Raw genomic sequence first — 22,533 nt, forward strand, 5'->3', positions numbered from 1 at the left:
TCCAGGGGTGCGTAGGCATCATCAGCCGTGGGGAGCGGCGGTTCGCGGAGGAATGCCATCTCCGAAGGGCGCGAACTATAGCGGACGATTTGCGGATGACAAGCCCTTGCACAATTGCAGTTTTCGATGCAGGCAAATGCATGCATCGAAAGCGAGTCATGGCTCGTCGTGCCTTGCTACCGGTCAGGTGCGAGGCGATCCAAGTCGCACCGAGCCAAGCTCGTCATCCGTGGAGTCGGGTTACCGATCCGATGTTCTGCATCCGATGAAAGGCGGCGTACTGCCCACCGCGCTCGAGCAGTTGATCGTGAGTTCCTTGCTCGACGATGCGCCCTTCGTCGATCAGCACGATGTGCTGGGCATGTTGAATGCTCGATAGATGGTGCGCGATCACCAACGTCGTGCGGTTTGCCATGAGGCGCCGCAGCGCATCACGGATCAGAGTCTCCGATTCCGCGTCGAGTGCCGCCGTGGCTTCGTCGAGAATGAGGATGGGCGCATCCTTGAGCACGGCACGCGCGATGGCGACGCGCTGGCGCTGCCCACCGGACAGCTGGACGCCGCCGCTGCCGAGCGGCGTGTGCAGGCCCAAGGGCAGCGCGCAGATGAAATCCCATGCGTTCGCCGCACGGGCCGCGTCGATGATCGCGCGTTCGCTGGCACCGGCCAGCTCGCCGTAGGCGATGTTCTCGGCAACGGTACCGTCGAACAGGGAGACCTGCTGCCCCACCCACGCCACCTGCCGGCGCAACGAGGCCAAGGTGTATTCGCGCAGGTCGTGTCCGTCCAGCAGCACCTGGCCTGATTGAGGATCGAACACTCGCGGCACCAGGCTCGCCAGCGTGCTCTTGCCACTGCCGGAGCGGCCCACCAGCGCGGTCACGGTACCCGGCCTGCACGTGATCGTGATGTCATTGAGGACAGCCGCGCGCGACTCGGGATAACCGAAGCGGACGTGGCGAAACGCGAGGTGGCCTTCGACCCGATCGGCGATGATTGTGCCGCTGTCAGCCTCGGAGGGTGCATCGATCACGGCGAAGAGATCTTCGGCAGCCACCATGCCGCGCTGGATACTGGCTTGGACCGAGGTCAGCCGCTTGAGCGAGGGAAGAATGCCGCCCATCGCCATGAGCACCGCGAAGAACGTGCCGGGCGACATGCGGGTCAGCACGGCGGGCCGGGTGGCGATCACGATGATCAGCGCCAGCGCGAGCGCGGCCACGAACTGGATCAGGGCGCTGGACAGTGCGCTGGTCGATGCGGCCTTGAGGTTGAGCTTGCGGGTGTGCCGCGTGATGTCCTTGAAGCGCCGACGCTCGCTCGACTGCCCCCCGTAGATGCGCAGGTCGCGATTGCTGCCAACCATGTCGCCCAGGCTGCCGGTGACCGCGCCCATGGCATCCTGCACGCGGCGTCCCACCTTGCGGTAGGAGCGGCCCACGCGCGCCGCGATGTATGCCACCGCGGGCACCATCACCAGCAGGGCCAGGGTCAGGACGGGGCTGTAGTAGAGCATCACGCCCACCAGGCCGATGACCGTGAAGCCGTCGACCAGCAGCGTCTTGACCGCATCGGTGGAGGCCTGCGCCACCTGCTCGCAGGTGTAGGTGATGCGCGCGACATGGGTGCCGGACGATTGCCGCGAGAAGTCGATGATCGGCATCCGCAGGTAGGCGTCGAACACGTCCTCGCGCATCGCCTGCACAACGCCTCGCCCGACCCGGGCCATGCCGTAGTCGCCCACGTAGGACGCCAGGCCGCGCAGGCCGAAGATGCCGATGATCCACCACGGCATCCAGAAGATGGTCGACGGGTCCTTGTAGATGAACAGCCGGTCGAGCATCGGTTTGATGAGTTTGGCAAACAGCGTGGTGCAGCCGGCGTCGGCCGCCATGCCGACAGCCGCCAGTGCGAACGTGCGCCAGTGCCCGGCCGTATAGCCGAGCAGGCGCCGGTAGGTGCTCCAGGGCGAGAGTCGGGGTGTACTCAATGGCTGTTCCTCGCCCGGGTTACCGGCGCCGCTGGGCCGGTCAGCGCACGAAGGCGCTGCGGCCGGCGAAGCGGGCGCGGGTGCCCAGCTCGTGCTCGATGCGCAACAGTCGGTTGAACTTCGCGGTGCGCTCACCACGGCAGCCCGAACCGGTCTTGATGTGGCCGCAGCCGGTGCCGACCACCAGGTCGGCGATGAAGGTGTCCTCGGTCTCGCCCGAGCGGTGCGAGACATAGCAGCCGTAGCCGGCGGACTTGGCCAGCTCGATGCAGTCCAGCGTTTCGGTGACCGTGCCGATCTGGTTGGGCTTGATCAGCACCGAGTTGGCGACGCCCTCGCGGATGCCACGGCGCAGCAGGTCCGGATTGGTGCAGAAGATGTCGTCGCCGACCAGTTCGACGCGACCGCCGAGCCGGCGGGTGATCTCCGCCCAGCCGTCCCAGTCGTGCTCGGACAGCGGGTCTTCCATCAGCACGATCGGATAGCGGTCGAACCAGTCCGACCACAGCGCGATCATCGCGTCGCTGTCCACTTCCTTCTGGTTCGATTTGAAGAAGCGGTAGCGGCCGTGGTGCCACATTTCGCTGGTGGCAGGGTCCAGTGCCAGCGAAACATCCGTGCCGGGCGTATAGCCGGCCTTGGCGATCGCTTCGAGGATCAACTCGATCGCCTGCTCGTTGCTGTGCAGGTTGGGTGCGAAGCCGCCTTCGTCACCCACCCCGGTGGACAGGCCGCGCGCGTGGAGCAGGGCCTTGAGCGCATGGAAGACTTCCTCGCCCATGCGGATCGCCTCGGCAAAGTTCGGCGCGTGGTGGGGGACGATCTTGAACTCCTGGAAGTCCACCGTGTTGTCCGCGTGCCGGCCGCCGTTGATGACATTCAGGCAGGGCACGGGCAGCAGATCGGCGTCGGTGCCGCCCAGGTACTGGTACAGCGGAAGCGTCCGGGCCTGGGCTGCGGCGCGGGCGTAGGCGATAGAGACGGCGAGCAGGGCGTTGGCGCCGAGCCGGCCCTTGTTGGGCGTGCCGTCGAGCTCGCGCATGCGGTTGTCCAGCTCGCGCTGGCCCGAAGGCGTGGTGCCGATGAGGGCGTCGGCGATCTCACCGCGAATATGGCCGACGGCGTTGAGGACGCCCTTGCCCTGGTAGCGCGATGGATCGCCGTCGCGCAGTTCCGCTGCCTCGTGCTCGCCGGTGGATGCGCCGGAGGGCGTGAGCGCGCGGCCTTCGGAGCCGTCCTCCAGGCGCAGCCAGGCTTCGATGGTGGGATTGCCTCGCGAGTCGAGGACTTCGATGGCGTCCAGATGGGTAATACGCATGGTTTGCTGGTTCCTTGGCAGGGGTCAGGGAGAAGGGTTTGGGGCAAACAGGGCATGCAAGGTCCGGGCATCTGCGGCGGCAGGTGCACCGGGCTTGTCCAGCAGCAGGTCAGCCAGCTCGGCCTTGTCGGACTTCATCGACTCGATCCGGTCTTCCACGGTGTCCTCGCACAGCAGCTTGTAGACGAACACCGGCTGCTCGCGGCCGAGGCGGTGGGCGCGGTCGATCGCCTGCTGTTCGACAGCGGGATTCCACCACGGGTCATAGTGGATCACCGCATCGGCGGCGGTGAGATTCAATCCCACTCCACCGGCCTTCAGGCTGGCCAGAAGGATGGGCACCTCACGCTGCTGGAAGCGCCTGACCGGCTCGGCGCGGTCGGTGGTGTCGCCGGTCAGCTGCGCATGGGCATGGCCGGCCTGCTCCAGCGCCGTGGAGATCAGCGCGAGCATGGAAGTGAACTGGCTGAAGACCAGCACCTGGCGATCCTCGTCGCGCAACGACTGGATCAATTCCAGGAGCGCGTCGAGCTTGGCCGAGGGCGGCGGATCGGGGAGTTCGAGCAGCCGCGGATCGCAGCAGGCCTGGCGCAGGCGCAGCAGCGCCGAGAGCACCACGACCTGCGATGCCTCGTCGCCGTGGCGGGCCAGCGCATCACGGACCCGGTCGTGCATGGCCAGCCGCAGCGATTCGTACAGCTGCCGCTGGGTCTCGCCCATCGCGATGCGCAACACGGTTTCGGTCTTGCTCGGTAACTCGGGGGCGACGTCGGCCTTGCGACGGCGCAACAGGAACGGCGCGATGCGCTGGCGCAGCACGTCGCGGCGCTGGTGGTCGTCCTGACGCTCGATGGGGACGCGGAAGGTGCGCTGGAAGCTGCGCTGATCGCCCAGGTAACCCGGCATGACGGCGTCGAAATGCGCCCACAGCTCGCCCAGGTGGTTTTCCAGTGGCGTGCCAGTGACGGCCAGGCGATGCGGCGCCCTGAGCCGACGCACGGCACGCGCCGTGCGCGTGCGTGGGTTCTTGATCCACTGCGCCTCGTCCAGCACCAGCACGGAAAAATCCTGCGCAGCCAGCGCATCGATATCGTTGGCGAGCAGCGCGTAGCTGGTCACGACCACCTGGGTCCCGGGCAAGTCGGGCAAGCGGTCGGTGCGCGAGGGGCCGGTGTAGTTGAGGTGGCGCAGGGAGGGGGCGAAGCGGGTGATTTCGTCCAGCCAGTTGAACACCAGGCTGGTGGGCGCCACGATCAGCGCCGGTGCGGTCAGGCGTCCGGCGTCGGCCTCCAGCAGCAGGTGGGCGATGATCTGCACCGTCTTGCCCAGCCCCATGTCGTCGGCAAGCACGCCGCCCAAGCCCTGGGTGCGCAAGGCCTGCAACCACTTCAGGCCATCGCGCTGGTAGCTGCGCAGGTTCCCCCGGAAGCTGGCCGGTAGCGGCGGTGCCGGCAAGGCCATGGCGTCACGCAGCGCGGCCAGCATGCCGCCGATCGCCTCCGCGCGGGCACCGGCCAGGGCAACACCCTGCCGATCCAGCGCATCGCTGACCGCCATCGCCTGGGTTCGCGAGAGCGCCAGCGCGCGATGCCCTGCCAGCTGCCCGGGATGGCGCAGACACTCCATCAGCGGATGCAGCCAGCTGCGCAACCAGTCCAGCCGCAGCGGCAGCCATCGCCCGGGCCCCAGCGGTGCCAGCCAGTGCGCGTCGGGCGGCTCGTCGGTCGCCGGAAGCAGGGGGAACTGCCGCCCGGCCAGGCCGGCCAGCACGAGGGGCAGCACGTCGATTTCCTCGCCGCTGTCGAGCGTGGCCGCCAGCTCGAACTGCGTCCAGGCGGTTCCCTCATCGGGGGCGAGCGTGGCGTGGAATCGCGGTGCCTCGCCCAGGATGGCGAACGGAAGGTCCGGGGCGTACTCGATGGCGAAGCCATCGCGGCGCAGGTTCTGCAGGTGCGTCTCGAGCGCGACGAAGGTGTCGGCGTCGCCCTCGTGCCACTCGCGATGCGCCCAAGCCTCGGCCACGGGCAGGGGCGAGAGCTCGCGCCGGGCGGACGGAAGGATCGTCGCGAGCGTGGCGAGGCCGGCAGCGAGCAGCGCCTCGCGCGCCCGGTGCTCGGCATCGATGTCGCGGTGGATCGAGACCAGCGCTGCACCTTCCAGGCGGTTCCAGGTCGTCCGCCAAGCCTCCTTGACCAACGGCAGTCGCCGGCTGGCGTAGTCCGCCAGCGCCTGCAGGTGGAACACGTAGTGGCCCCGTTGGGCATGTCTGGATGCGCCGATCACCACCACCGGCCGCATCGGCGCGTCCAGCGGGCGACTCGGTGGCGTGGGCGGCGGTGGCGGCACCGCGGCGAGGCAGGCATGGGGCGGCCACGCCTCGCGCAGAGGCTCGCGCTCATCCAGCGTGACCACGGGCATGTCCCGCACCATGGCCCAGGTGATGGCGTCCAGGTCCAGCTGCCCGATCTGGTGCGAGCCCTCATCGAGGTAGTGCAATGAGTCCAGCGAGAGCGGGATGACGGCTTCGCCGTCGTCCGTGACCAGCTTCAGCGCGATGGTGCCATCCTCGTCCACGCGCCAATGCCAGGGCGGGCGACGCAACAGGCCGGCGGTCAGCGGCTGCAGGGTGGATGCGTGACGGCAGATGCCGGCCTCCAGCCATTCCAGCAACAGCGCCGCGCCGCTGTGTCCCTGCAGCAGATACCCGTCCGAAGGTCGACCCGCAAGGCGCCGGCCCAGCGCGAGCTGGGCCAGCCACATCGTGACCTGGCGCGAGAGATGGGGGCGCGCCTTGGCCGACTCGGCGCCGATCCAGCGTTGCGGCTGATCCATGCCGTCCGTGCCCGGGACCAGCACCAGCCGGGCGCACAGCCACTGGCCGTCGGGCTCCGCCACCGTGTCGAGCAGGCAGGCCGGGTGCCACGCCGCTGCGGTCTCGCCCATGACCGGCGCTGACGGCGGTGCCTGGTAGAGCGGGAGGCTCTGCTGCCATCGCTCCACCGGCGACATCGCCCGCGGCCAGTCCAGCAACTGCTGCAGGCGCAACAGCAGGGCGGCCGCGTGCGCACACGGTGCCGTTCCACAACTGCATTGCGAAGCAAGTTGCGGCTCACCGAGCATCCGGTAGAGCCACACCGTGACCTGCATCGTTCGGCCGTCCTCGGTCAGGCTGCCCTGCAACGCATCGGCCTGCGTGCCCGACGGTCTGAACCACGCCAAGGGCTTGTGCCAACGCTGCGAGCCGCGGGCGATGAGCTCGGCTCGTCTTAGGCATGCACGCGAGAAATGCGCCGCCAGCGAAAGCTGGCCGATGGCGTCCATCAGCACGCGCCGGGCCTCCTCGACCGAGGAGCCTGGCGACAGGCCGGTGGGGGGCGACTCCTTCTTCACGGCGGCGTCGGCCTCAATCCTCGCCCGCAGCGAGAACGTAGGCCTTCACCGCACTCATGATCTCCTCATGGGCAGCGTTGCAGTTGCCCCAGCCGTCCATGCGCACCCATTTGCCGCTCTCCAGATCCTTGTAGTGCTCGAAGAAGTGGCGGATGCGCGCACGCGTGGTCTCGGGCACGTCCATGATGTCGCGGATGTTCTGGTACGCCGGGAACACCTTGGCGTTGGGCACGGCGATGATCTTCGCGTCCTCGCCGTTCTCGTCGGACATGTGCATTACGCCCACCGGCCGACAGGCGATGACCGAGCCTGGAATGAGCGGGATCGGCATCACGATCAACACGTCGATCGGGTCGCCGTCGCCACACAGCGTCTTGGGCATGTAGCCGTAATTGCACGGGTAGCGCATCGGGGTGGACAGCACCCGGTCCACGAAGATCGCGCCGGAGGCTTTGTCGACCTCGTACTTGATGGGGTCGGCGTCCATCGGGATCTCCACGATCACGTGGATGTCGTGGGGCAGGTTCATGCCTGCGGTGACGTTGGAAAGGGCCATGCGTAGAGTCTCTTCTTAAAGGTCCGTGAGTTGCTGGGTTTCGTTGAACGAATCGAGCGTGAAGTGCTGGTCGACGTAGGCGAGTCGTGTAATGCCACAGGGGGAGGGCGACAGCGTCCAGTAGCTGGACAATGGCAACCCGAGGGCGTGGCAGAGCAGGACGCGGATGACGCTGTCGTGGGTCACCAGCACGAGCGTTCCATGCAGGTGCTTGCGCAACACCCCGGCCAGCGCTTCGGCCACGCGGGCGGCCAGTTCCTGCAGCGATTCGCCGCCGGGGATGCGCGTCAGCTGCGGCGAGGTGAGCCACACCATCAGTTCCTCCGGCCACTTCGCACGCACCTGATTGATCGACAGGCCCGACCACGCGCCATAGCTGATGTCGTTGAGTTCGGGATGGGTGATGGCTGCGGTCTGGAAACGTTCACAGAGGATGTCGGCGGTGCGGACGCAGCGGCTCAAGGGACTGCAATAGACCGTGCCCAATGCCGTCCTGCCGGCGAGGTGTTCGGCCGTCGCCTGCGCCTGCAGCACGCCGCGGCGAGTCAGCGGAAGATCCATGCGTCCGCGGAAGATCGGCGGGTCGATCCCTTCGACTTCGCCGTGGCGGATCAGCAGCAGGCGTGTCATTGAACGGCCTCCGGCGGCGCATCTTCACAGATCACCAGCGGCACGGTGCAGGACTGCAACAGGTCCCGTACCAGCGCCGCGGTCCAGGGGCGCGAGTGCTCTCCCACCTTGGGCACGACGATCTGGTCGATGTGCAGGTCGGCGATGAAGCGCTCGACCGAGCCATGCGACACCTCGTCGGGACACTGGGCGTCCACGTCCAGGCCCAGGCGTCGTCCTGCGTGGATGTAGGCGATCAATTCATCGACCATCGCAGCGCGAATGGCCGGGGCATCGGCAGCACGATCGAGGGGCGGGTACAACCCCAGAATGAATACGCTGGCGCGGATGCGTCGGGCCAGTAACAAGGCATGTTCGACGGCGAGGATCGTTTCGGGGGAACCGTCATAGACGGCAAGGATATGGCCGAGCTGCCGCGCGTCGAGCGCCGGGGAAGCAGCGGTGTGCAGGTGGGGCATGACCAAGACTCCAGGTGGGCTGATGCAGCGCGCACCCGGAAACGGACTTGACGGAGGAGAGCCATGCCTACCGTCTGTCCGTCGCCGTGGGGCGCGGTGGGTAGGCATCATTAGCCTTGCGGCGGTTGGTCATGCGGGAGGAATGCCATCTCCCTTGCGAGACATTAGCTGAGCGCATCGGGTCCGGCAAGAATTGAGATGCTTTCGGGCCAATGTCGACAGCGGCAATTCAGCGGGGCGTAGGCCTTAAGTGCCTAAGCGCACGCGCTAGCGGAAAGCGGCGGTCATCACCTCGCTAAACGGGTCGAAGGATTCCGCATGATCCCCTACAAATGGTGACGCAGTGTGCCCGACTGCCTGCGGGCGAATCTCTGCAGAGCTCGCTCTGATTGCTTGACAAGTTTGAATTGCTATTATCGAATTGCGATATCGATTTTCGATATAGTATCTTCAATGACCGATCGCGACCTCTATGCCGGCCTGATCCGGCTGCATGTCCTGCACCACGCGGCCGGGGCGCCTATTTACGGCCAGGAAATGATCGAGGAACTGGCCCATCACGGTTACAAGCTCAGCCCTGGAACGCTCTATCCCTTGCTCCACGGCCTGGAGAAAAAGGGCTATCTGCGCTCGACACAAGCCGTGGCAGACGGTGTGCGGCGGCGCGTGTATCGCATTACGCCCAAGGGCAAGCGCGCCTTCGCGGCCGCCAAGACCAAGGTCAAGGAATTGTTCGGCGAAATTTTCCACGATGACGGGAGTGCGAGCTGATGATCAAGCGCCTGCTGGACACGCGCGCCGACGGCTGGACCTTGCTGACCCGCCTGATGGTGGGACTGGTGGTGTTTGTCCCGGAGGGACTGCAAAAGCTGATCTTCCCGTCGATTCTCGGCGCGGGGCGGTTCGCTAAGATCGGGCTACCCTGGCCGGAGTTTCTCGGGGCGTTCGTCGGCGTGTTCGAACTGACTTGCGGACTGTTGATCGTGCTCGGCCTGCTGACTCGCCTTGCGTGCATCCCACTGATCATCGTGATGGTGGTCGCCATCGTCTCGACCAAACTGCCGATGTGGCTGGGGCACGACCTCGGCATCTTCCATGTGGCCAAGCTCGCCCGCTACGGTTTCTGGAGCATGGCGCACGAAGCCCGGAACGACTTCTGCATGTTGCTGGGCTGTATTTACCTGCTGATCGAAGGTGGCGGGCGCTGTTCGCTGGATGCGCGCCTCGCGGCGCGCCGCGCGATCGGTCGCTGAGCCCCACGACGGAGTGCCATGACGTGATGAATCGACGTGACTTTCTTCGCCTCAGTGGCGCGGCCGGTGCGGCCGGGCTTCTCGGCACGCAGCTACCCAGCGCCCAGGCCGCTGCCACCGCAGCCACCGGAGCGCCGGGCGCCGCCCTGGCCAAGCCGGACTATGCGCTGCGCATCGCCCGGAGCCTGGTAGAGCTAGCGCCAGACCATATCGTGTCTACGACGACGTACAACGGACAGTTCCCGGGGCCGCTGATTCGCCTGAAGGAAGGGCAGCCGGTGGTCATCGACGTGCACAACGACACCGACGTGCCCGAACAGCTGCACTGGCACGGCCAGTTCCTGCCCATCGCGGTCGATGGCGCCGCCGAGGAAGGCACGCCCTTCATCCCCGCCCACGGCATGCGCCGGCTGGCATTCACGCCCGGGCCGGCGGGGCTGCGCTTCTACCACACGCATGTAGTGGCCGGCAGCGACCTGACCCGCGGGCAGTACAGCGGCCAGGTGGGCCCGGTCTATATCGAGCCGCGGCGCGAGCCGGGCCGGCACGACCGCGAAGTGTTCCTGGTGCTCAAGGAGTTCGATCCGTTCTTCAGCAAGGGCGGCGACATGGCGATGGATTTCCTCGCCCCCGGGCAACGTGATCGGTCGCTGGATGAGGCCGGCGAGTCGGCGATGCAGGCTTCGCTGGCCAGCGGTGCCGCGCATGGCTACGAGGTCGGCTACCAGGCCTTCGCCATCAACGGCCGCATGCTCGGGCACGGCGACCCGGTGCGCGTGAAGGCGGGCGAGCGGGTGCTGTTCCACATCATCAACGGCAGCGCGACCGAGATCCGCAGCCTCGCCCTGCCCGGCCACACGTTCAAGGTGGTGGCACTGGACGGTAACCCGGTGCCGAACGCCGCCGAGGTGCCGGTGCTGTGGCTCGGCACGGCCGAGCGCGTCAGCGTCATCGTGGAGATGAACCGGCCGGGCGTGTGGGTGCTCGGCGATCTGGCCGACGACGACCGCGAGCGCGGCATGGGCATCGTGGTCGAGTACGCCGGCCAGCAGGGCAAGCCGAAGTGGGAAGCGCCCAAGCCGTTTGCGTGGGACTACCGGCGCTTCGCGCTTCCCGGCGCGCAGGCGGGCAAGGTCGACGAGATCATCGAGATGACGTTCGCCAAGCAGAACGCCGCCCAGCACGGCTTCAACCGCTGGACGATCAACGGCGAGGCGTTCGACATGCGGGCGATGAAGCCGAAGTTCCGCCTGCAGTACGGCAAGCGCTACCGCCTGCGCATGCACAACGCCAGCGACGACATCCACCCGATGCACCTGCATCGCCACAGTTTCGAGATCACCCGCATCGCGGGCCAGCCGACCGCGGGCATCCTGAAGGACGTCGCCATGCTGGGCGGCTATCAGACGATGGATATCGACTTTACCGCCGACCAGCGCGGGCTCTCGCTGTTCCACTGCCACATGCAGCTGCACATGGATTACGGGTTCATGGCGCTGTTCGACTGCGCATGACCCTGGCCACCCGGGAGCCGGCCGGCACCGCGCCCCGTCGCGGCAGCGTGCGGGAAGTAGCCGCCGCGTTTCTCATGCTGGGGCTGACCTCGTTCGGCGGCCCGATCGCCCATCTGGGGTATTTCCATCGCGAGTTTGTCGAGCGGCGGCGCTGGATGGACGAGCGTCACTACGGACACCTGGTGGCGCTGTGCCAGTTTCTGCCCGGGCCGGCGAGCAGCCAGGTGGGTTTCTCTATGGGCCTGATCCGCGCCGGCTGGCTAGGTGGGTTGGCAGCGTTCGTCTGCTTCACGCTGCCCTCGGCCATGTTGCTGTTTGCGTTCGCGGCGCTGAGCGAGCGACTGCACAGCCCGCTGGGGCTGGCCGCGATCCACGGGCTCAAGCTCGTGGCGGTGGCCGTGGTGGGCCAAGGCGTGTACGCCATGGCCGGCCGGCTCGCGCCGGACCGCAATCGGGCGCTGCTGGCCGCGGCGGCGGCCGGACTGGTCGCGATCAGCAACAGCGCCATGATGCAGCTTGGCGTGGTCGCCGGCAGCGCCATCGCCGGGCTGTGGCTGTGCCGCAAGGTCGAGCATGCGGCGGGCGATCGCTTCCCGCTGGTCTACGGCAAGCGCGCCGGCGGCGGTCTGCTCGTGGCGTTTGCTGGCCTGCTGACGCTGGCCCTGGTGGTACCGGCCGGGTGGCCCGAACTGCTGCAGGTGGGCGCAGCGTTCTATCGCAGCGGTGCGCTGGTGTTCGGCGGCGGCCACGTGGTGCTGCCCTTGCTGCAGCATGACGTGGTCGGCCCTGGCTGGGTCAGCAAGGACGCCTTTCTGGCCGGCTACGGCGCGGCCCAGGCGGTGCCAGGTCCGATGTTCAGTTTTGCCGCCTACCTGGGCGACCAGCTCCACGGCGGCCGCGGCGGCATCGCCGGCGCGGCCATCGGCATCGTCGGGATCTTCCTGCCGGGCTTGCTGCTGGTGGCCGGCGCGTTGCCGTTCTGGCAATCGCTGGCGCAGCGCGAGGCGGCGGCGCGCATGCTCGCCGGCGTCAATGCCGCCGTGGTCGGGTTGCTTGCCGCGGCGCTCTATAACCCGGTGTGGGTGAGCGCGGTGCTGTCGCCGCGCGACTTCGCCATCGCACTGGTGGGCTTCGCCATGCTGGTCGGGGCGCGTTGGTCGCCGCTGATCGTGGTGGCGTGGTGTGTGTTAACGCCCATGACAACGCAGCTGATTGGGTAGATGGCAGGGGCTGGATTCCAGGGCATTCAAAGGCCACCGCCAAGGCATCGTCGGGGATCCCAAGGCAATCGTTGCCATATGACGTCATCGCGCCTCCTGCGCTGACCCGGTGGTGCGTGCATGACGCGAATCATCTTCGGTATGCAAGTAGATCGACGTCATCGCAATCGAACTATGCCGAGGATACTGCTGAATATGATGTGGCGGCATGCCGTAGTCGGCTTCATGGGAGGCGACGGTATGGCGAAGCCAGTGCGTCGAGACGCGGCAGAGTTAAGCGGCCGCGCGGATTGTTGTACCTCCTAGGCAGTGGTGACACGCCGGAAAGCATCGTTGACGACCAAATACACCGCTGTCGGCGTCAGTGGCTGGGGCAAGCGATTTGGGCATGGGCGGGGACTCGCGCTACGTTGCAGTCGTGCGCCGTTGCCTCATCTACTCCTCCAGGATTCGCTAGGCGAAACCTGTCGAGTCGCGCGGGAACAAGCGCGTTCGATAGGCATCATCAGCCTTATGGCGGGTGTACACAGGGAGGCATGCCATCTCCCGGGCGGGGAGATAGTCGAGGCCGCTTCGGGGCGGCAAGCACGCGTGCGGGGGGCGGTGGCGGGTGATCGCAGCGTGCGGTTGCGTGCAGCCTGCGCGACGGGTCCTGCCCAAAGGCGCAGGCTGGTCGATCGCACGGTCATGGCATCCTTCAATTGGCTACGCCAGGATCGTCGGATATCAGCACGCTGGCATTCATCGGCACGCATGGTATCTTTCGTCGCGTCAGGCGATGGAGTCCGCCTCCGACCGCCCCCAGGGCTGATGACTCCTACAGGCAGCGCACGCGACCCTTCTGGAGCCGCCCATGACCTGTATTGCCCCCCTTCTGACGATCTTCCTCGCCGCATCGGTGCTCAGCGGCCGGCGCGGGCGCCAGCCAGTTCGCGTCGTGGCCCGCAGGGTGCGCCGCTCTCCCGAGACATCCCGTTTGCGCGACTGACCCGGCGTCATGCGCGACATCCTCGACCAGATCGCGCAGGTAGCCGCAGTGGTGCTGCTGTCGCCGCTGCTGCAGGGGTTCATCCTGCGCTACGAGGAGCGCGCGCAGCGGGGGCAGGGGCCCTCGCTGCTGCAGCCGTATCGCGACCTGTTCAAGCTGTTCCGCAAGCAGCAACTGGTGCCAGTGACCGCGAGTTGGGTGTTCTGGAGCGCCCCGGTGGTGGCGTTTACCGCGATGCTCACCGTGCCGATCCTGATCCCGGTTCTGACGGATTTTCCGCTGCCGCAGTCGGACATGGGCGACATTCTCGGCGGTGGCCTGGTGCTCACCCTGGGTACGTTTTTCGTGAATCTCGCCGCGCTGGATACCGGCAGTGCCTACGGCGGTATCGGTGCGAGTCGCACGGTGATGATCGCGATCCTTGCCGAGCCGATCCTGATTCTGGTGTTCGTCGGCATCACGCTGATGGCGCACGCCATGCTGCCGTTCGTGGTCAATCACCTACTTGTGGCCCGACCCGAGGTGTACTGGAGCCCCACCCACCTGTTCCTGATCGCCGCCTTCTTCGTGCTGCTGCTGACCGAGACGGATCGCCTGCCGATTCACTCCAGCACGCATATCGAGGTCTACATGATCGAGGAGGCGCGGGTGCTGGAGTATTCCGGGCCATTGCTGGCGCTGCTGAAGTGGTCGTCGATGATGAAGCAGTTCATTCTCTACACCATCTTCTGCCACGTGCTGCTGCTGCCCTGGGGCCTGTCGAAGCTGGGCACGGCGATGGGGTTGGCCGGTGCCGTGCTGGGCATTGCGATCAAGTTCGCCCTGGTGGCGTGCGCGGTGGTCGGGGTGGAGACCGCGCAGTCGCGCCTGCGCTTCTACCGCTACCAGGAACCGCTGGCTGCCGCCTTCCTGCTCGCCGTGCTGGCCATCGTGGCCAACCAGATCCGGTGACCGCCATGCTTGCCGCCCACCTCTCACCCTTGGCCGCCTCGCTGTTCAGTCTGCTGGCGATCGGTAGCCTGTTGATGGCGTTCGTGATGCTGGGGTCGCGCTGGCTCAAGGATTACATGCTGGCGTTTGCCGCGCAGTCCTGGCTGATCGGGCTGCTGTCCGCCACCGTGGCCTACTACGGGGGATACACCGAGCTGTACTGGGTGGCCGGCTTGACCGTGCTGTTCCGCGGCCTGGTGCTGCCATGGCTGATCCTCAGGATCCTGCGGCGATTGAACACCGCGCGTGAAGTGCGCGAGTTGCTCAGCACGTCGACGACGCTGGTGATCGGTGCTGGCGCGGTGGTGTTTGCACTGGTGGTCGCCGTTCGGCTCGCCGACGATTTGGGACTGAACTCCAACGTGGTGGTGCTCGCACTCACCGTGATGTTTTCGATGAAGCTGATCGGCTTCCTGATGCTGACGCTCCGCCACGAGGCGATCAGTCACATCCTTGGCATCCTGGTGCTGGAAAACGGGATCTTTCTGGGTACGCAGATCTTGATGCCCGGCATGCCGCTGATGATCGAGCTGGTGCTGCTGTTCGACCTGCTGGTGGCCGTCGCCTGTTTCGGGGTGCTGGTGCGCTACCTGCTGACTCATATCGGCAGCACCAGCAGTCATGAGCTGCGGAGATTGACCGGATGAGCGCATCGCTGCATGTCGCGCTGCTCTGGCTCGCACCGGCCCTGGCCGTCGTGCTGGGGCTTGCGCTGCGCCGGGCTCGCGTCAGCGAGTGGCTCAACCTGGCGTCCGCCGTGGCGGTGTTCGTACTCGCCGCGCCGCTGCCGTTCCAGTTCGTTGCACCGGTCACGCTGCTTCATGGCTATCTGATCGTCGACGCGCTGGGTTCCTGGGTCGTGCTTTGCGTCGCGATCGTCTACCTGCTGTCCTCGATCTACGCGATCGCTTACATGCGGCAGGCGGCGCACAGCGAAGGACAGCTGCCGGTCTTCTACGCGCTGTTCGCCGGCTTCGCGCTGAGCATGCTGGTCGCGCCGCTGGTCAACAGCGTGGGCGTCTACTGGATCGCGATCGAGCTGACCACCCTGATCAGCACCTTCCTGGTCGGCTTCGAGCGCAACGCCGAGAGCATGGAGGCGGCGTGGAAGTACATCATCGTGGTGTCCTCCGGCATCAGCCTGGCGCTGCTCGGTACGGCGCTGCTGTACTGGGGCGGCAGCTTCGTCTACGGCGAGACCTACATGCTCAGCTGGTCGACGCTGGTGGCAGCGGCGCCGCATATGCCGCCGGTGTTGCTGAAGATGGGTTTCCTGCTCGTGCTGATCGGCTACGGCACCAAGGTCGGCCTGGCGCCCATGCACACCTGGCTGCCCGATGCCCATAGCGAAGGCCCGGCGCCGGTCTCGGCGATGCTCTCCGGTGCGCTGCTCAATACCGCCATGGTCGGCATCGTGCGACTGCTGGCGGTGACGGACGCGGCCGGGCACGGCCAGCTGCCGCATCTGGCACTGGTGGTACTGGGGGTGTTTTCGCTGGTGGTCGGTGCGCTGTTCATCGTGCGGCAGCGGCAGGTCAAGCGCCTGATGGCGTATTCCAGCGTGGAACACATGGGCGTGCTGGCGTTGGGCTTCGGCTTCGGTGGGCCGCTGGGCATCGCCGGCGCCATGTATCACATGCTCAATCACTCGCTGGCCAAGCCGCTGCTGTTCTTCGGTGCAGGCAATGCCATGCAGCGCTTCGGCAGCAAGCGCATGGACGACATGCGCGGCATGTGGCGGGAGTTTCCGGTATCCGGGGCGATCTGGCTGTGCGGCGCCGTGGCGATCACCGGCGCGCCTCCTTTCGGACTGTTCCTCAGCGAGTTCACCATCCTGCGCGCCGGCTGGGACGGCCCCCATCGCTGGGCTGCCATCGTCATGCTGGTGCTGCTGATCGCGATCTTCGTGGCGTTCCTCAACCATTTCCGAGCGATGTATCTCGGCGAAGTATCGGAGCCGGCGAACCGGACCCCGATCGGCGGTGCCGCCTGGCGCGTCCTGCCCATGGCCCTGGCGCTGGGGGCGCTGTTGATCCTGGGGTTGTGGTGGCCACCCTCGTGGCAGTCCGTGTTCAGTGGCATCGCGCAGGGCCTGGGAGTGCGGCCATGAGCGTCCGTCTGCAGATGCTGGTGCTAGACGCGGCCGCGCTGGAGTCGCGCGTCGAGCAGTTGCTTGCCGATGGTGGGCGGATGCAGATGGCTTACGCGTGGCGGTCCGCGCCTGACGCGATCGAGGTTCGCTATCTCGCCGCACCGGCGGCCGGCCAACCGTTCGAGGTGTGGTGCGTGCGGCCTGTCGATGACGCGTTGCCGAGTCTGGCCACGCGTGCACCGCTGCTGGGCTGGTACGAGCGGGAAATGCAGGATCTGCATGGCCTGAGTTTTCGCGGCCATCCCGAGCCGCATCCGCTGGTGATCGACCGCTCGAACGGCATGCCGCGCGCTCCCCTGGTGCTCCCGGAAGCCGTTGATCCCCAAGCGCAATGGCTCGGGTTCGGCCCTGTCCGGGCCGACGTGATGGAGTCCGGCCAGTTCCTGTTCCTCTACATCGGCGAAGCGATCGTGCACTACGTGCCGCGGTTGTTCCTGAAGCACAGAGGTATGGAAGCGCGTTTCGAGGGGTTGTCGCCCACGCACGGATGCGTGCTGGCCGAGCGGGTGTCGGGCGTGGGTAGCGTGGCGCATGCGCTGGCCTACTGCCAGGCGGTAGAGCACGCCGCCGGCTGCGAGGTTCCGCGCCGCGCCCGGCAATGGCGCGTCCTGGTGGCCGAGCTGGAGCGCATCTACAACCACCTGCATTACTTCGGGGCGCTGGCCGATGCGACCACCCTGAAGGTCGGCCAGGCCGAGGGGCGCCTGCTGGAGGAGCGGGCCAAGCAATTGGCCGGGCAACTCACCGGCCAGCGTTTCATGCGCAATGTGCTGTGTCCCGGCGGCCTGCGCCGCGAGATGGTCGTGCCTCCCGGCTGGCCCGAACACCTGCTGGCGCTGCGCAAGGAAGTCGAGGGCTACCTTGCGCAGCTCGAGCGCACCACCAGCTACCTGGACCGCCTGATCACCACCGGCGTGCTGCCGCGCGAGGTCGCTTTCGACCAGGGCGCGACCGGACCGATCGAGCGTGCCTCGGGACTGGACCGCGACCTGCGTCGCGACCATCCGTATGCAGCCTACGACGAGCTGACCGTGCCGGTGCCGCTTGCCGAGTCCGGCGACGCCCATGCCCGGGCCAAGGTGCGCGCCGCCGAGTTGCTGGCCAGTTTCGATCTGCTGGAAATCCTGCTGCCCCGGCTCGCCACCGGACCGTGCCGCGTGGCCTGCGAGGCGCCACCAGGCAGCTTCGGCCTGGGCTGGGCGGAAACGCCGCGTGGGTCGCTGTATTACGCGGTGCACGTAGGGCCAGACGGCGCGCTGGCGCGAGTGAAGGTCAAGTCGCCGTCCTTCTCGAACTGGCGTGCGTTTCCCTTCACCGTGCACCAGACCAACATGATGGATTACGCGATCAACGAGGCTAGCTTCGGCCTCACCATCGCCGGCTGCGACCGCTAGGAGGATCGATGCCGTTGTGGACGTTGCGAGGACTGGGTCAGGGCAAGGCCACCACCGGGTGGCCAAAGGATCCTGCTGCGCATGGCCAGCAGGGCACCATCGGCATGCCGAGCGTCGGTGCCGACCGTTGCACCGAGGACTGCCACCGCTGCGCCGATGCCTGCCCGACGCAGGCCATCACGCTGGATACGCGAGGCCATCTGGAAACGCTCGATTACGGTCGATGCGTCAATTGCCAGCTGTGCGTCGAAACCTGCCCCGCAGGCACCTTGCAGCCGGGCAGCGAGTGGGCGTTCGGCGTGCGCGACCGCGTGGATCTGCAATGGTCGCTGGACCCGGATCCGCGGCCGCCGGAGGTGCGCCTGGCCTCGCATATCGAACGCAGCTTCCGCGGCAGTCTCCATGTGCGGCACGTCGATGCCGGCTCGTGCAACGGCTGCGAGTCCGAACTGCAGGCGCTCAACAATCCGTTCTACAACCTGCACCGGCTGGGGATCTTTTTCACGGCGTCGCCGCGTGCGGCCGATCTGCTGCTGGTCACCGGCACCGTAACCACGGGCATGCACGAACCCTTGCTGGCGGCGTGGGAAGCCATGCCCGAACCCAAGCGTGTGCTGGCGTGCGGCACCTGCGCAGTGAGTGGCGGCGTATGCGGCGGCACCGAGACGAGCGGCCACGGGCTGGAGGGGGTGCTGCCGGTGGACGTGTGGCTGCCGGGCTGTCCGCCCAATCCTGCCGCCATCATCGAGGCGTTGCTGATGCTGCTGGAGCGCAAACCGCAACGTATCCATGGGGGGCGTGTCCATGAGCGCTGAATGGATGGTGCTGGCCGCATCGGCCCTGTGGCTGCTTTCGCTGGTGCTGGCGGTGCTCGGTGTCGGCCGGCGGCTGGTGCGCGTGGCGTTGGCGCTGGGCTGCGCGCTGGTGGTGCTTGCGTCGGCCGGCCGCCTGCCGGAGGGCATCGCCTGCGCGCCGCTGGGCGTCGGCTGGGCAGGCTCCCGTCTGGTGCTCGCACCGGATGCGCTATGGCTGCTCGCGTTCGGTGCAGTGGCGGCGTTCTTCGCCACAGCGCTGGGCTCGCCCGGGGCGTCATGGCGCAGCTGGTCCGCTGGCGCGAGTCTGTGCCTGCTCGGCGCACTGGGCTGTTTTGGTCTACAGGATGCTCTGGGCTTTCTGATCGCGTGGGAGTTGATGAGCCTGGGCGGTGCGGTGCTATTGGTCGGGGAACACCTCGGGCCCTCGCGCGAGGGTCGCGGCTTGTTGTTCATGCTGGGCTTGCTGGAAGTCGGTGCGGTCGCCCTGATGGCGGCGTTGCTCTGGTTGTCGCAGCGCACGGGCAGCGTGCACTTCGGTGAGTTCGCCGCGCAGGCATGGGCTGCAGGAAGTTGGCCGGCCCTAGGGATCGGTCTGCTGCTGCTGATCGGCTTCGGCGCAAAACTGGGCATATTGCCGTTCTACGAGTGGTATCCCGGTGCCTACGGGCAGGGCAGTGGTGCCAGCGGTGCCCTGTTGTCGGGCGTGGTGCTCAATGCCGCCTTCTTCGGCCTGGCGCGGGGTCTTACTGAGTGGCTGCCGGGGCAGTACGCGCTGGGCGTGATCACGGTGACGGTCGGGGTGCTCAGCGCCATCCTCGCGGTGCTGTACGCCTTCCAGGAGGACGACTGGCGGCGCTTGCTGGCATTTTCCTCGGCGGAAAACGCCGCCATCGCCATCACCGTGCTGGGCGCCAGCATGATCTTCCGGCAGGAAGGGCTGCTGGCCCTGGCCTCGCTGGGGTATCTGGTGGCGTTGCTGCATCTGGCCGGACACGCGCTCGCCAAGGGCTGCCTGATGCTGGCGGCCGACGGCAACTACGCCGCCAGCGGGCATTACGACATCCGCCAGCAGGCCCTGCTGCGGCACAGCCGCTGGTATTTCGGCATGGGGGTGGTCTTCGCCGGCATGAGCCTGGCGGCGATGCCACCGCAGGCCGGTTTCGTCAGCGAGTGGTTCACTTTCCAGACGCTGTTCCAGGGGTTTCATCTAACCAGCCTAGGCGGTCGACTCACGCTCTCGCTGGCGGGTGCCGGCATAGCGCTGACGGCCGCCGTCGCGTTTGCCACGTTCGTGAAGCTGGTCGGTCTGGGGGTGCTGGGGAGGCGCGTGCGCGAGGAAGGGGGCGCTGGTTCGGTACGCGGGGGCCATGCGGTGGCCTGCGGGCTGCTTGGCCTGGGCGTGCTGCTGCTGGCAGTGGGCATGCCGTGGTGGCTGCACGGGCTCGATCGTGTCACCGCGCAGCTTTTTCCCGGCCAGACGAGCATGGCGCTGCGCAGTGGGGCGCTGCTCGTGCCGCTGACGTCGAGCTTTGCGTTCATCTCCCCGACCAAGCTGGTGGTGGCGCTGCCGCTGCTGGCGTTGTTGCCGATCGGCCTGCTCATCGGGTCGGTGCGCCGGCACCGGCGATTGCGCGTGCCGGTGTGGTATGGGGGCTTTGCCCGCCCGGCGCAGGGTGCCACGACGACGCTGACCTTCGCCAACGCCATGCGCACGTTCTATGCCTTCGTCTACCGGCCGCGGACGACGATCGACCATGAGTACAGTGGCCGCAGCTATTTCGTTCACCGCGTCGAGCATCGCACCACGGTGGCGCCCCTTTTCGAAGCGAAGATATTCCGTGTGCCGGTACGCGTCGTGCAGTGGCTGGCCCGTGCGGTAAGCCCGCTGCAGTCGGGGCACATGAATGTCTATCTGGGCCTGGTCGGGTTGCTGCTGGTCCTGATCATGGCGGTTGCCTTGTTCTGATCCGCATGCTGACCGAGAACCAGCGTCACCACATCCTCAACCTCCTGAGCCACATCGAGCACGAGGTCCAGGACGGCATCCAAATGCTCACCGACCAAGATCCGGACAGCCTGTTCCCGCGCTACATTGATTTTCCCGAGCCTCAACGCATCACCGCTCTGCGCCGCCACCTGGAACGCCTGCGCGCCGCCATGCGCCGCTTCATGGAAACGCAGGCGTTAAACCGCAGCAACTATTCCGCCGTGGACGCGTCGTGGGGATTCGAAACCCGCATGACGCTGGCGCGCAACGCAGTCTATGACTTGCGGCCAAGCTACCTGCGCGGATATGGATCGCTGGACGCGGAGGGCGAGCGCGTTGCTCGCGCGCTGGCGGCCGAGCTGGGGCTGCTGCTGGATGACATTGCCCGCGAGCTGCGGCACCAGACGCTGACACTGCCGGAGGGCGTCGATCCGGAAGGGCTGCTCGCCGTGATGGCACAGATCGTCGAGCGCCATCATTTGTTCGAGTTTCGCCCGACGGTGCGCCGCTTGTTGACCCGTCACGATGGGATCGAGGTGGCCATCCTCGGCCGCGTCAGCAGCGGCAAGTCATCGTTGGTCAACGCGCTGCTGGAATGCGAGCTGCTGCCTACCGGCGCGATCCCGGTCACCGCCGTCGTCACCCGCATCCGGCATGGCGACGCACTGCAGATCGAGGGATGGGACTCCGAAGGGCGCGTCTCGACCATCGCGTCTGACGAGCTGGCGCAGTGCATCGTGGAGGGCGGCAGCCAGTCCAGCCGCATGCGGGAGGTGGCGATCACCGTGCCCGCACGGATCCTGGCATCCGGACTGACTTTCACCGACACGCCGGGGCTCGGCTCGTTGCATGCCAGTGCCTCCGCCCACGCGCTCAACTACCTGCCGCGCTGCGATCTGGGCATGGTCGCCATCGATGCATCGGCGACGCTCTCCACGCTCGATACCGACCTACTGCGTGCCCTGCAACAGGCGAAGGCCCAGCGCATGGTCCTCCTCACCAAGAGTGACGCGGTCACCGCGCAAGCGCTGGCGCAACAGCGCGAGTACGTGGAGCGGATGCTGTCCGATGCCCTCGGCGAAGCGATCGCCGTGCACCCGATCAGCGTCGCCCCGACGCATCGGGAGCATTTTTCCGACTGGCGCGACAGCGTGCTGCAACCGGCACTCGATGCATGCCTGGCGGCGTCGGCACAGCGGATGCGTGACCGCACCCTGCAACTGGCCCGGCAACTCGCCTTGCGGCTGGAGCAGGGACTGCGAGAGGAAGCGCCGGCAACGTCGACCGGGAACAAGCGCGACACGGGTGCGGTGCTGGGGCGGCTCGATGAAGCGGAGAATCGGCAGCGCGAGCTCTGCACCGGACTGGGGCGGCGCGGCGCGGCTACGGTGATCCACGAGGTGGCGGAAGACCTGGCTGATCAACCGGCGGCGGAGCGTGCGGCGCAGGTGGCCGGTGAGCTGGCCGACCAGGTCGTGCGCGACATGGTCACTGCACTGCAGCAGTGCCTGGACGAGGCGGGCGTCGAGCATGGCGAACAGTTTTTGCGCGGCGCGCCCCCCTTCACCTGGACCATGCCGGCCTGCACATGGTCCGAACCGGACGGTCCGGCATTCTGGCGCCGTCGGCGGATGAAGAGCCTGCTGGAGACGCAGCTGGGCGAGTCGCTTCACGCCGCGATGGCCGATTACGCCCGGCAATTGCAGGACTGGCTCGCCGCCACCTGCCGCACGCTGCGCCGGCAGCTTGCCATTACGTCGGCGGATGCGACGGCCACCGGCGGCGACAAGGGTTCGATGAAGCGCGATCTGGAGGGGCTGACCAAGTGGCTGCGGCAGAGCCGCACATCAGACCAGGATGGCGTTCACCTCTGAGACG

At 67.0% G+C, this 22,533-nt stretch carries 18 protein-coding genes and 4 riboswitches; of the genes, 11 read left to right on the plus strand and 7 right to left on the minus strand.

Annotated features, from left to right (window positions below; all coding sequences use genetic code 11):
- Window positions 1–5: 5 nt before the first annotated feature.
- Window positions 6–72, minus strand: a riboswitch (Fluoride riboswitch).
- 151 nt (window positions 73–223) lie between these two features.
- Genes msbA through BDW41_RS17085 form a run of 6 tightly spaced genes read right to left on the minus strand, consistent with a single transcriptional unit; the run spans window position 224 to window position 8,342 of the window.
- On the minus strand, window positions 224–1,990 hold the full coding sequence (msbA, locus tag BDW41_RS17060; RefSeq protein WP_074549025.1) for a lipid A export permease/ATP-binding protein MsbA: 1,767 nt from the start codon (window positions 1,988–1,990) through the stop codon (window positions 224–226).
- A gap of 40 nt (window positions 1,991–2,030) precedes the next feature.
- Window positions 2,031–3,308, minus strand: coding sequence for a phosphopyruvate hydratase (gene eno / locus BDW41_RS17065; RefSeq protein ID WP_074549023.1), 1,278 nt, complete (start codon window positions 3,306–3,308; stop codon window positions 2,031–2,033).
- Between the two features lie 24 nt (window positions 3,309–3,332).
- Window positions 3,333–6,698: a DEAD/DEAH box helicase gene (locus tag BDW41_RS17070; protein WP_074549021.1), complete on the minus strand. Its 3,366-nt coding sequence runs from the start codon at window positions 6,696–6,698 to the stop codon at window positions 3,333–3,335.
- A gap of 13 nt (window positions 6,699–6,711) precedes the next feature.
- The gene (gene ppa / locus BDW41_RS17075) at window positions 6,712–7,254 is read right to left on the minus strand and encodes an inorganic diphosphatase (RefSeq protein WP_074549019.1); all 543 of its coding nucleotides are present in this window, start codon (window positions 7,252–7,254) and stop codon (window positions 6,712–6,714) included.
- A gap of 15 nt (window positions 7,255–7,269) precedes the next feature.
- Window positions 7,270–7,884, minus strand: coding sequence for a histidine phosphatase family protein (locus BDW41_RS17080; protein WP_074549017.1), 615 nt, complete (start codon window positions 7,882–7,884; stop codon window positions 7,270–7,272).
- Entirely contained in the window at window positions 7,881–8,342 is a 462-nt protein-coding gene (locus BDW41_RS17085; RefSeq protein WP_074549015.1) for a universal stress protein, read from the minus strand. Before BDW41_RS17085 ends, BDW41_RS17080 begins: the two co-directional genes overlap by 4 nt.
- Before the next feature lie 94 nt (window positions 8,343–8,436).
- Window positions 8,437–8,504, minus strand: a riboswitch (Fluoride riboswitch).
- Between the two features lie 291 nt (window positions 8,505–8,795).
- Between BDW41_RS17085 and BDW41_RS17090 the strand changes: the two genes are divergently transcribed.
- The 4 genes from BDW41_RS17090 to chrA are packed head-to-tail and all read left to right on the plus strand — an operon-like array spanning window position 8,796 to window position 12,329.
- Complete coding sequence (locus BDW41_RS17090) at window positions 8,796–9,113, plus strand: PadR family transcriptional regulator (protein ID WP_074549013.1); 318 nt, start codon at window positions 8,796–8,798, stop codon at window positions 9,111–9,113.
- Window positions 9,113–9,595 carry a DoxX family protein gene (locus BDW41_RS17095; protein WP_074549011.1) on the plus strand — a complete coding sequence of 161 codons (483 nt, stop codon included), beginning with the start codon at window positions 9,113–9,115 and terminating at the stop codon, window positions 9,593–9,595. Before BDW41_RS17090 ends, BDW41_RS17095 begins: the two co-directional genes overlap by 1 nt.
- Window positions 9,596–9,621: 26 nt before the next feature.
- The gene (locus BDW41_RS17100; protein WP_074549009.1) at window positions 9,622–11,109 is read left to right on the plus strand and encodes a multicopper oxidase domain-containing protein; all 1,488 of its coding nucleotides are present in this window, start codon (window positions 9,622–9,624) and stop codon (window positions 11,107–11,109) included.
- Window positions 11,106–12,329 (plus strand): chromate efflux transporter, encoded by a 1,224-nt coding sequence (chrA, locus tag BDW41_RS17105; protein WP_074549007.1) that lies wholly within the window; start codon window positions 11,106–11,108, stop codon window positions 12,327–12,329. Before BDW41_RS17100 ends, chrA begins: the two co-directional genes overlap by 4 nt.
- 84 nt (window positions 12,330–12,413) lie before the next feature.
- Here the strand turns inward: chrA and BDW41_RS23770 are convergent, their stop codons facing one another.
- Window positions 12,414–12,539, minus strand: coding sequence for a hypothetical protein (locus BDW41_RS23770; RefSeq protein WP_083337657.1), 126 nt, complete (start codon window positions 12,537–12,539; stop codon window positions 12,414–12,416).
- 279 nt (window positions 12,540–12,818) lie between these two features.
- Window positions 12,819–12,885, minus strand: a riboswitch (Fluoride riboswitch).
- 209 nt (window positions 12,886–13,094) lie between these two features.
- Window positions 13,095–13,156, plus strand: a riboswitch (Fluoride riboswitch).
- 170 nt (window positions 13,157–13,326) lie between these two features.
- On the opposite strand from BDW41_RS23770, the gene BDW41_RS17115 reads away from it, so the two are divergent.
- From BDW41_RS17115 to BDW41_RS17145, 7 genes are read left to right on the plus strand one after another with little or no spacing between them, the layout of a single operon-like run.
- Window positions 13,327–14,268 (plus strand): NADH-quinone oxidoreductase subunit H, encoded by a 942-nt coding sequence (locus tag BDW41_RS17115; RefSeq protein WP_074549004.1) that lies wholly within the window; start codon window positions 13,327–13,329, stop codon window positions 14,266–14,268.
- 5 nt (window positions 14,269–14,273) lie between these two features.
- Complete coding sequence (locus BDW41_RS17120) at window positions 14,274–14,954, plus strand: hydrogenase (RefSeq protein WP_074549326.1); 681 nt, start codon at window positions 14,274–14,276, stop codon at window positions 14,952–14,954.
- A complete protein-coding gene (locus tag BDW41_RS17125) occupies window positions 14,951–16,417 on the plus strand; it encodes a proton-conducting transporter membrane subunit (RefSeq protein WP_074549002.1) in 1,467 nt (488 codons plus the stop codon). Before BDW41_RS17120 ends, BDW41_RS17125 begins: the two co-directional genes overlap by 4 nt.
- A complete protein-coding gene (locus BDW41_RS17130) occupies window positions 16,414–17,853 on the plus strand; it encodes a nickel-dependent hydrogenase large subunit (RefSeq protein WP_074549000.1) in 1,440 nt (479 codons plus the stop codon). The genes BDW41_RS17125 and BDW41_RS17130 overlap by 4 nt, the downstream gene beginning before the upstream one ends.
- 8 nt (window positions 17,854–17,861) lie before the next feature.
- Window positions 17,862–18,668 carry a 4Fe-4S dicluster domain-containing protein gene (locus BDW41_RS17135; RefSeq protein WP_074548998.1) on the plus strand — a complete coding sequence of 269 codons (807 nt, stop codon included), beginning with the start codon at window positions 17,862–17,864 and terminating at the stop codon, window positions 18,666–18,668.
- Window positions 18,669–18,672: 4 nt separating this feature from the next.
- Window positions 18,673–20,634, plus strand: coding sequence for a proton-conducting transporter membrane subunit (locus BDW41_RS17140; RefSeq protein ID WP_074549323.1), 1,962 nt, complete (start codon window positions 18,673–18,675; stop codon window positions 20,632–20,634).
- 5 nt (window positions 20,635–20,639) lie between these two features.
- Entirely contained in the window at window positions 20,640–22,529 is a 1,890-nt protein-coding gene (locus BDW41_RS17145; RefSeq protein ID WP_074548996.1) for a dynamin family protein, read from the plus strand.
- The last annotated feature ends 4 nt before the right edge of the window (window positions 22,530–22,533 follow it).

The sequence above is a fragment of the Dyella sp. AtDHG13 genome (genome assembly GCF_003201105.1).
In the GTDB taxonomy this organism is placed as follows: Bacteria; Pseudomonadota; Gammaproteobacteria; order Xanthomonadales; family Rhodanobacteraceae; genus Dyella; species Dyella jiangningensis_B.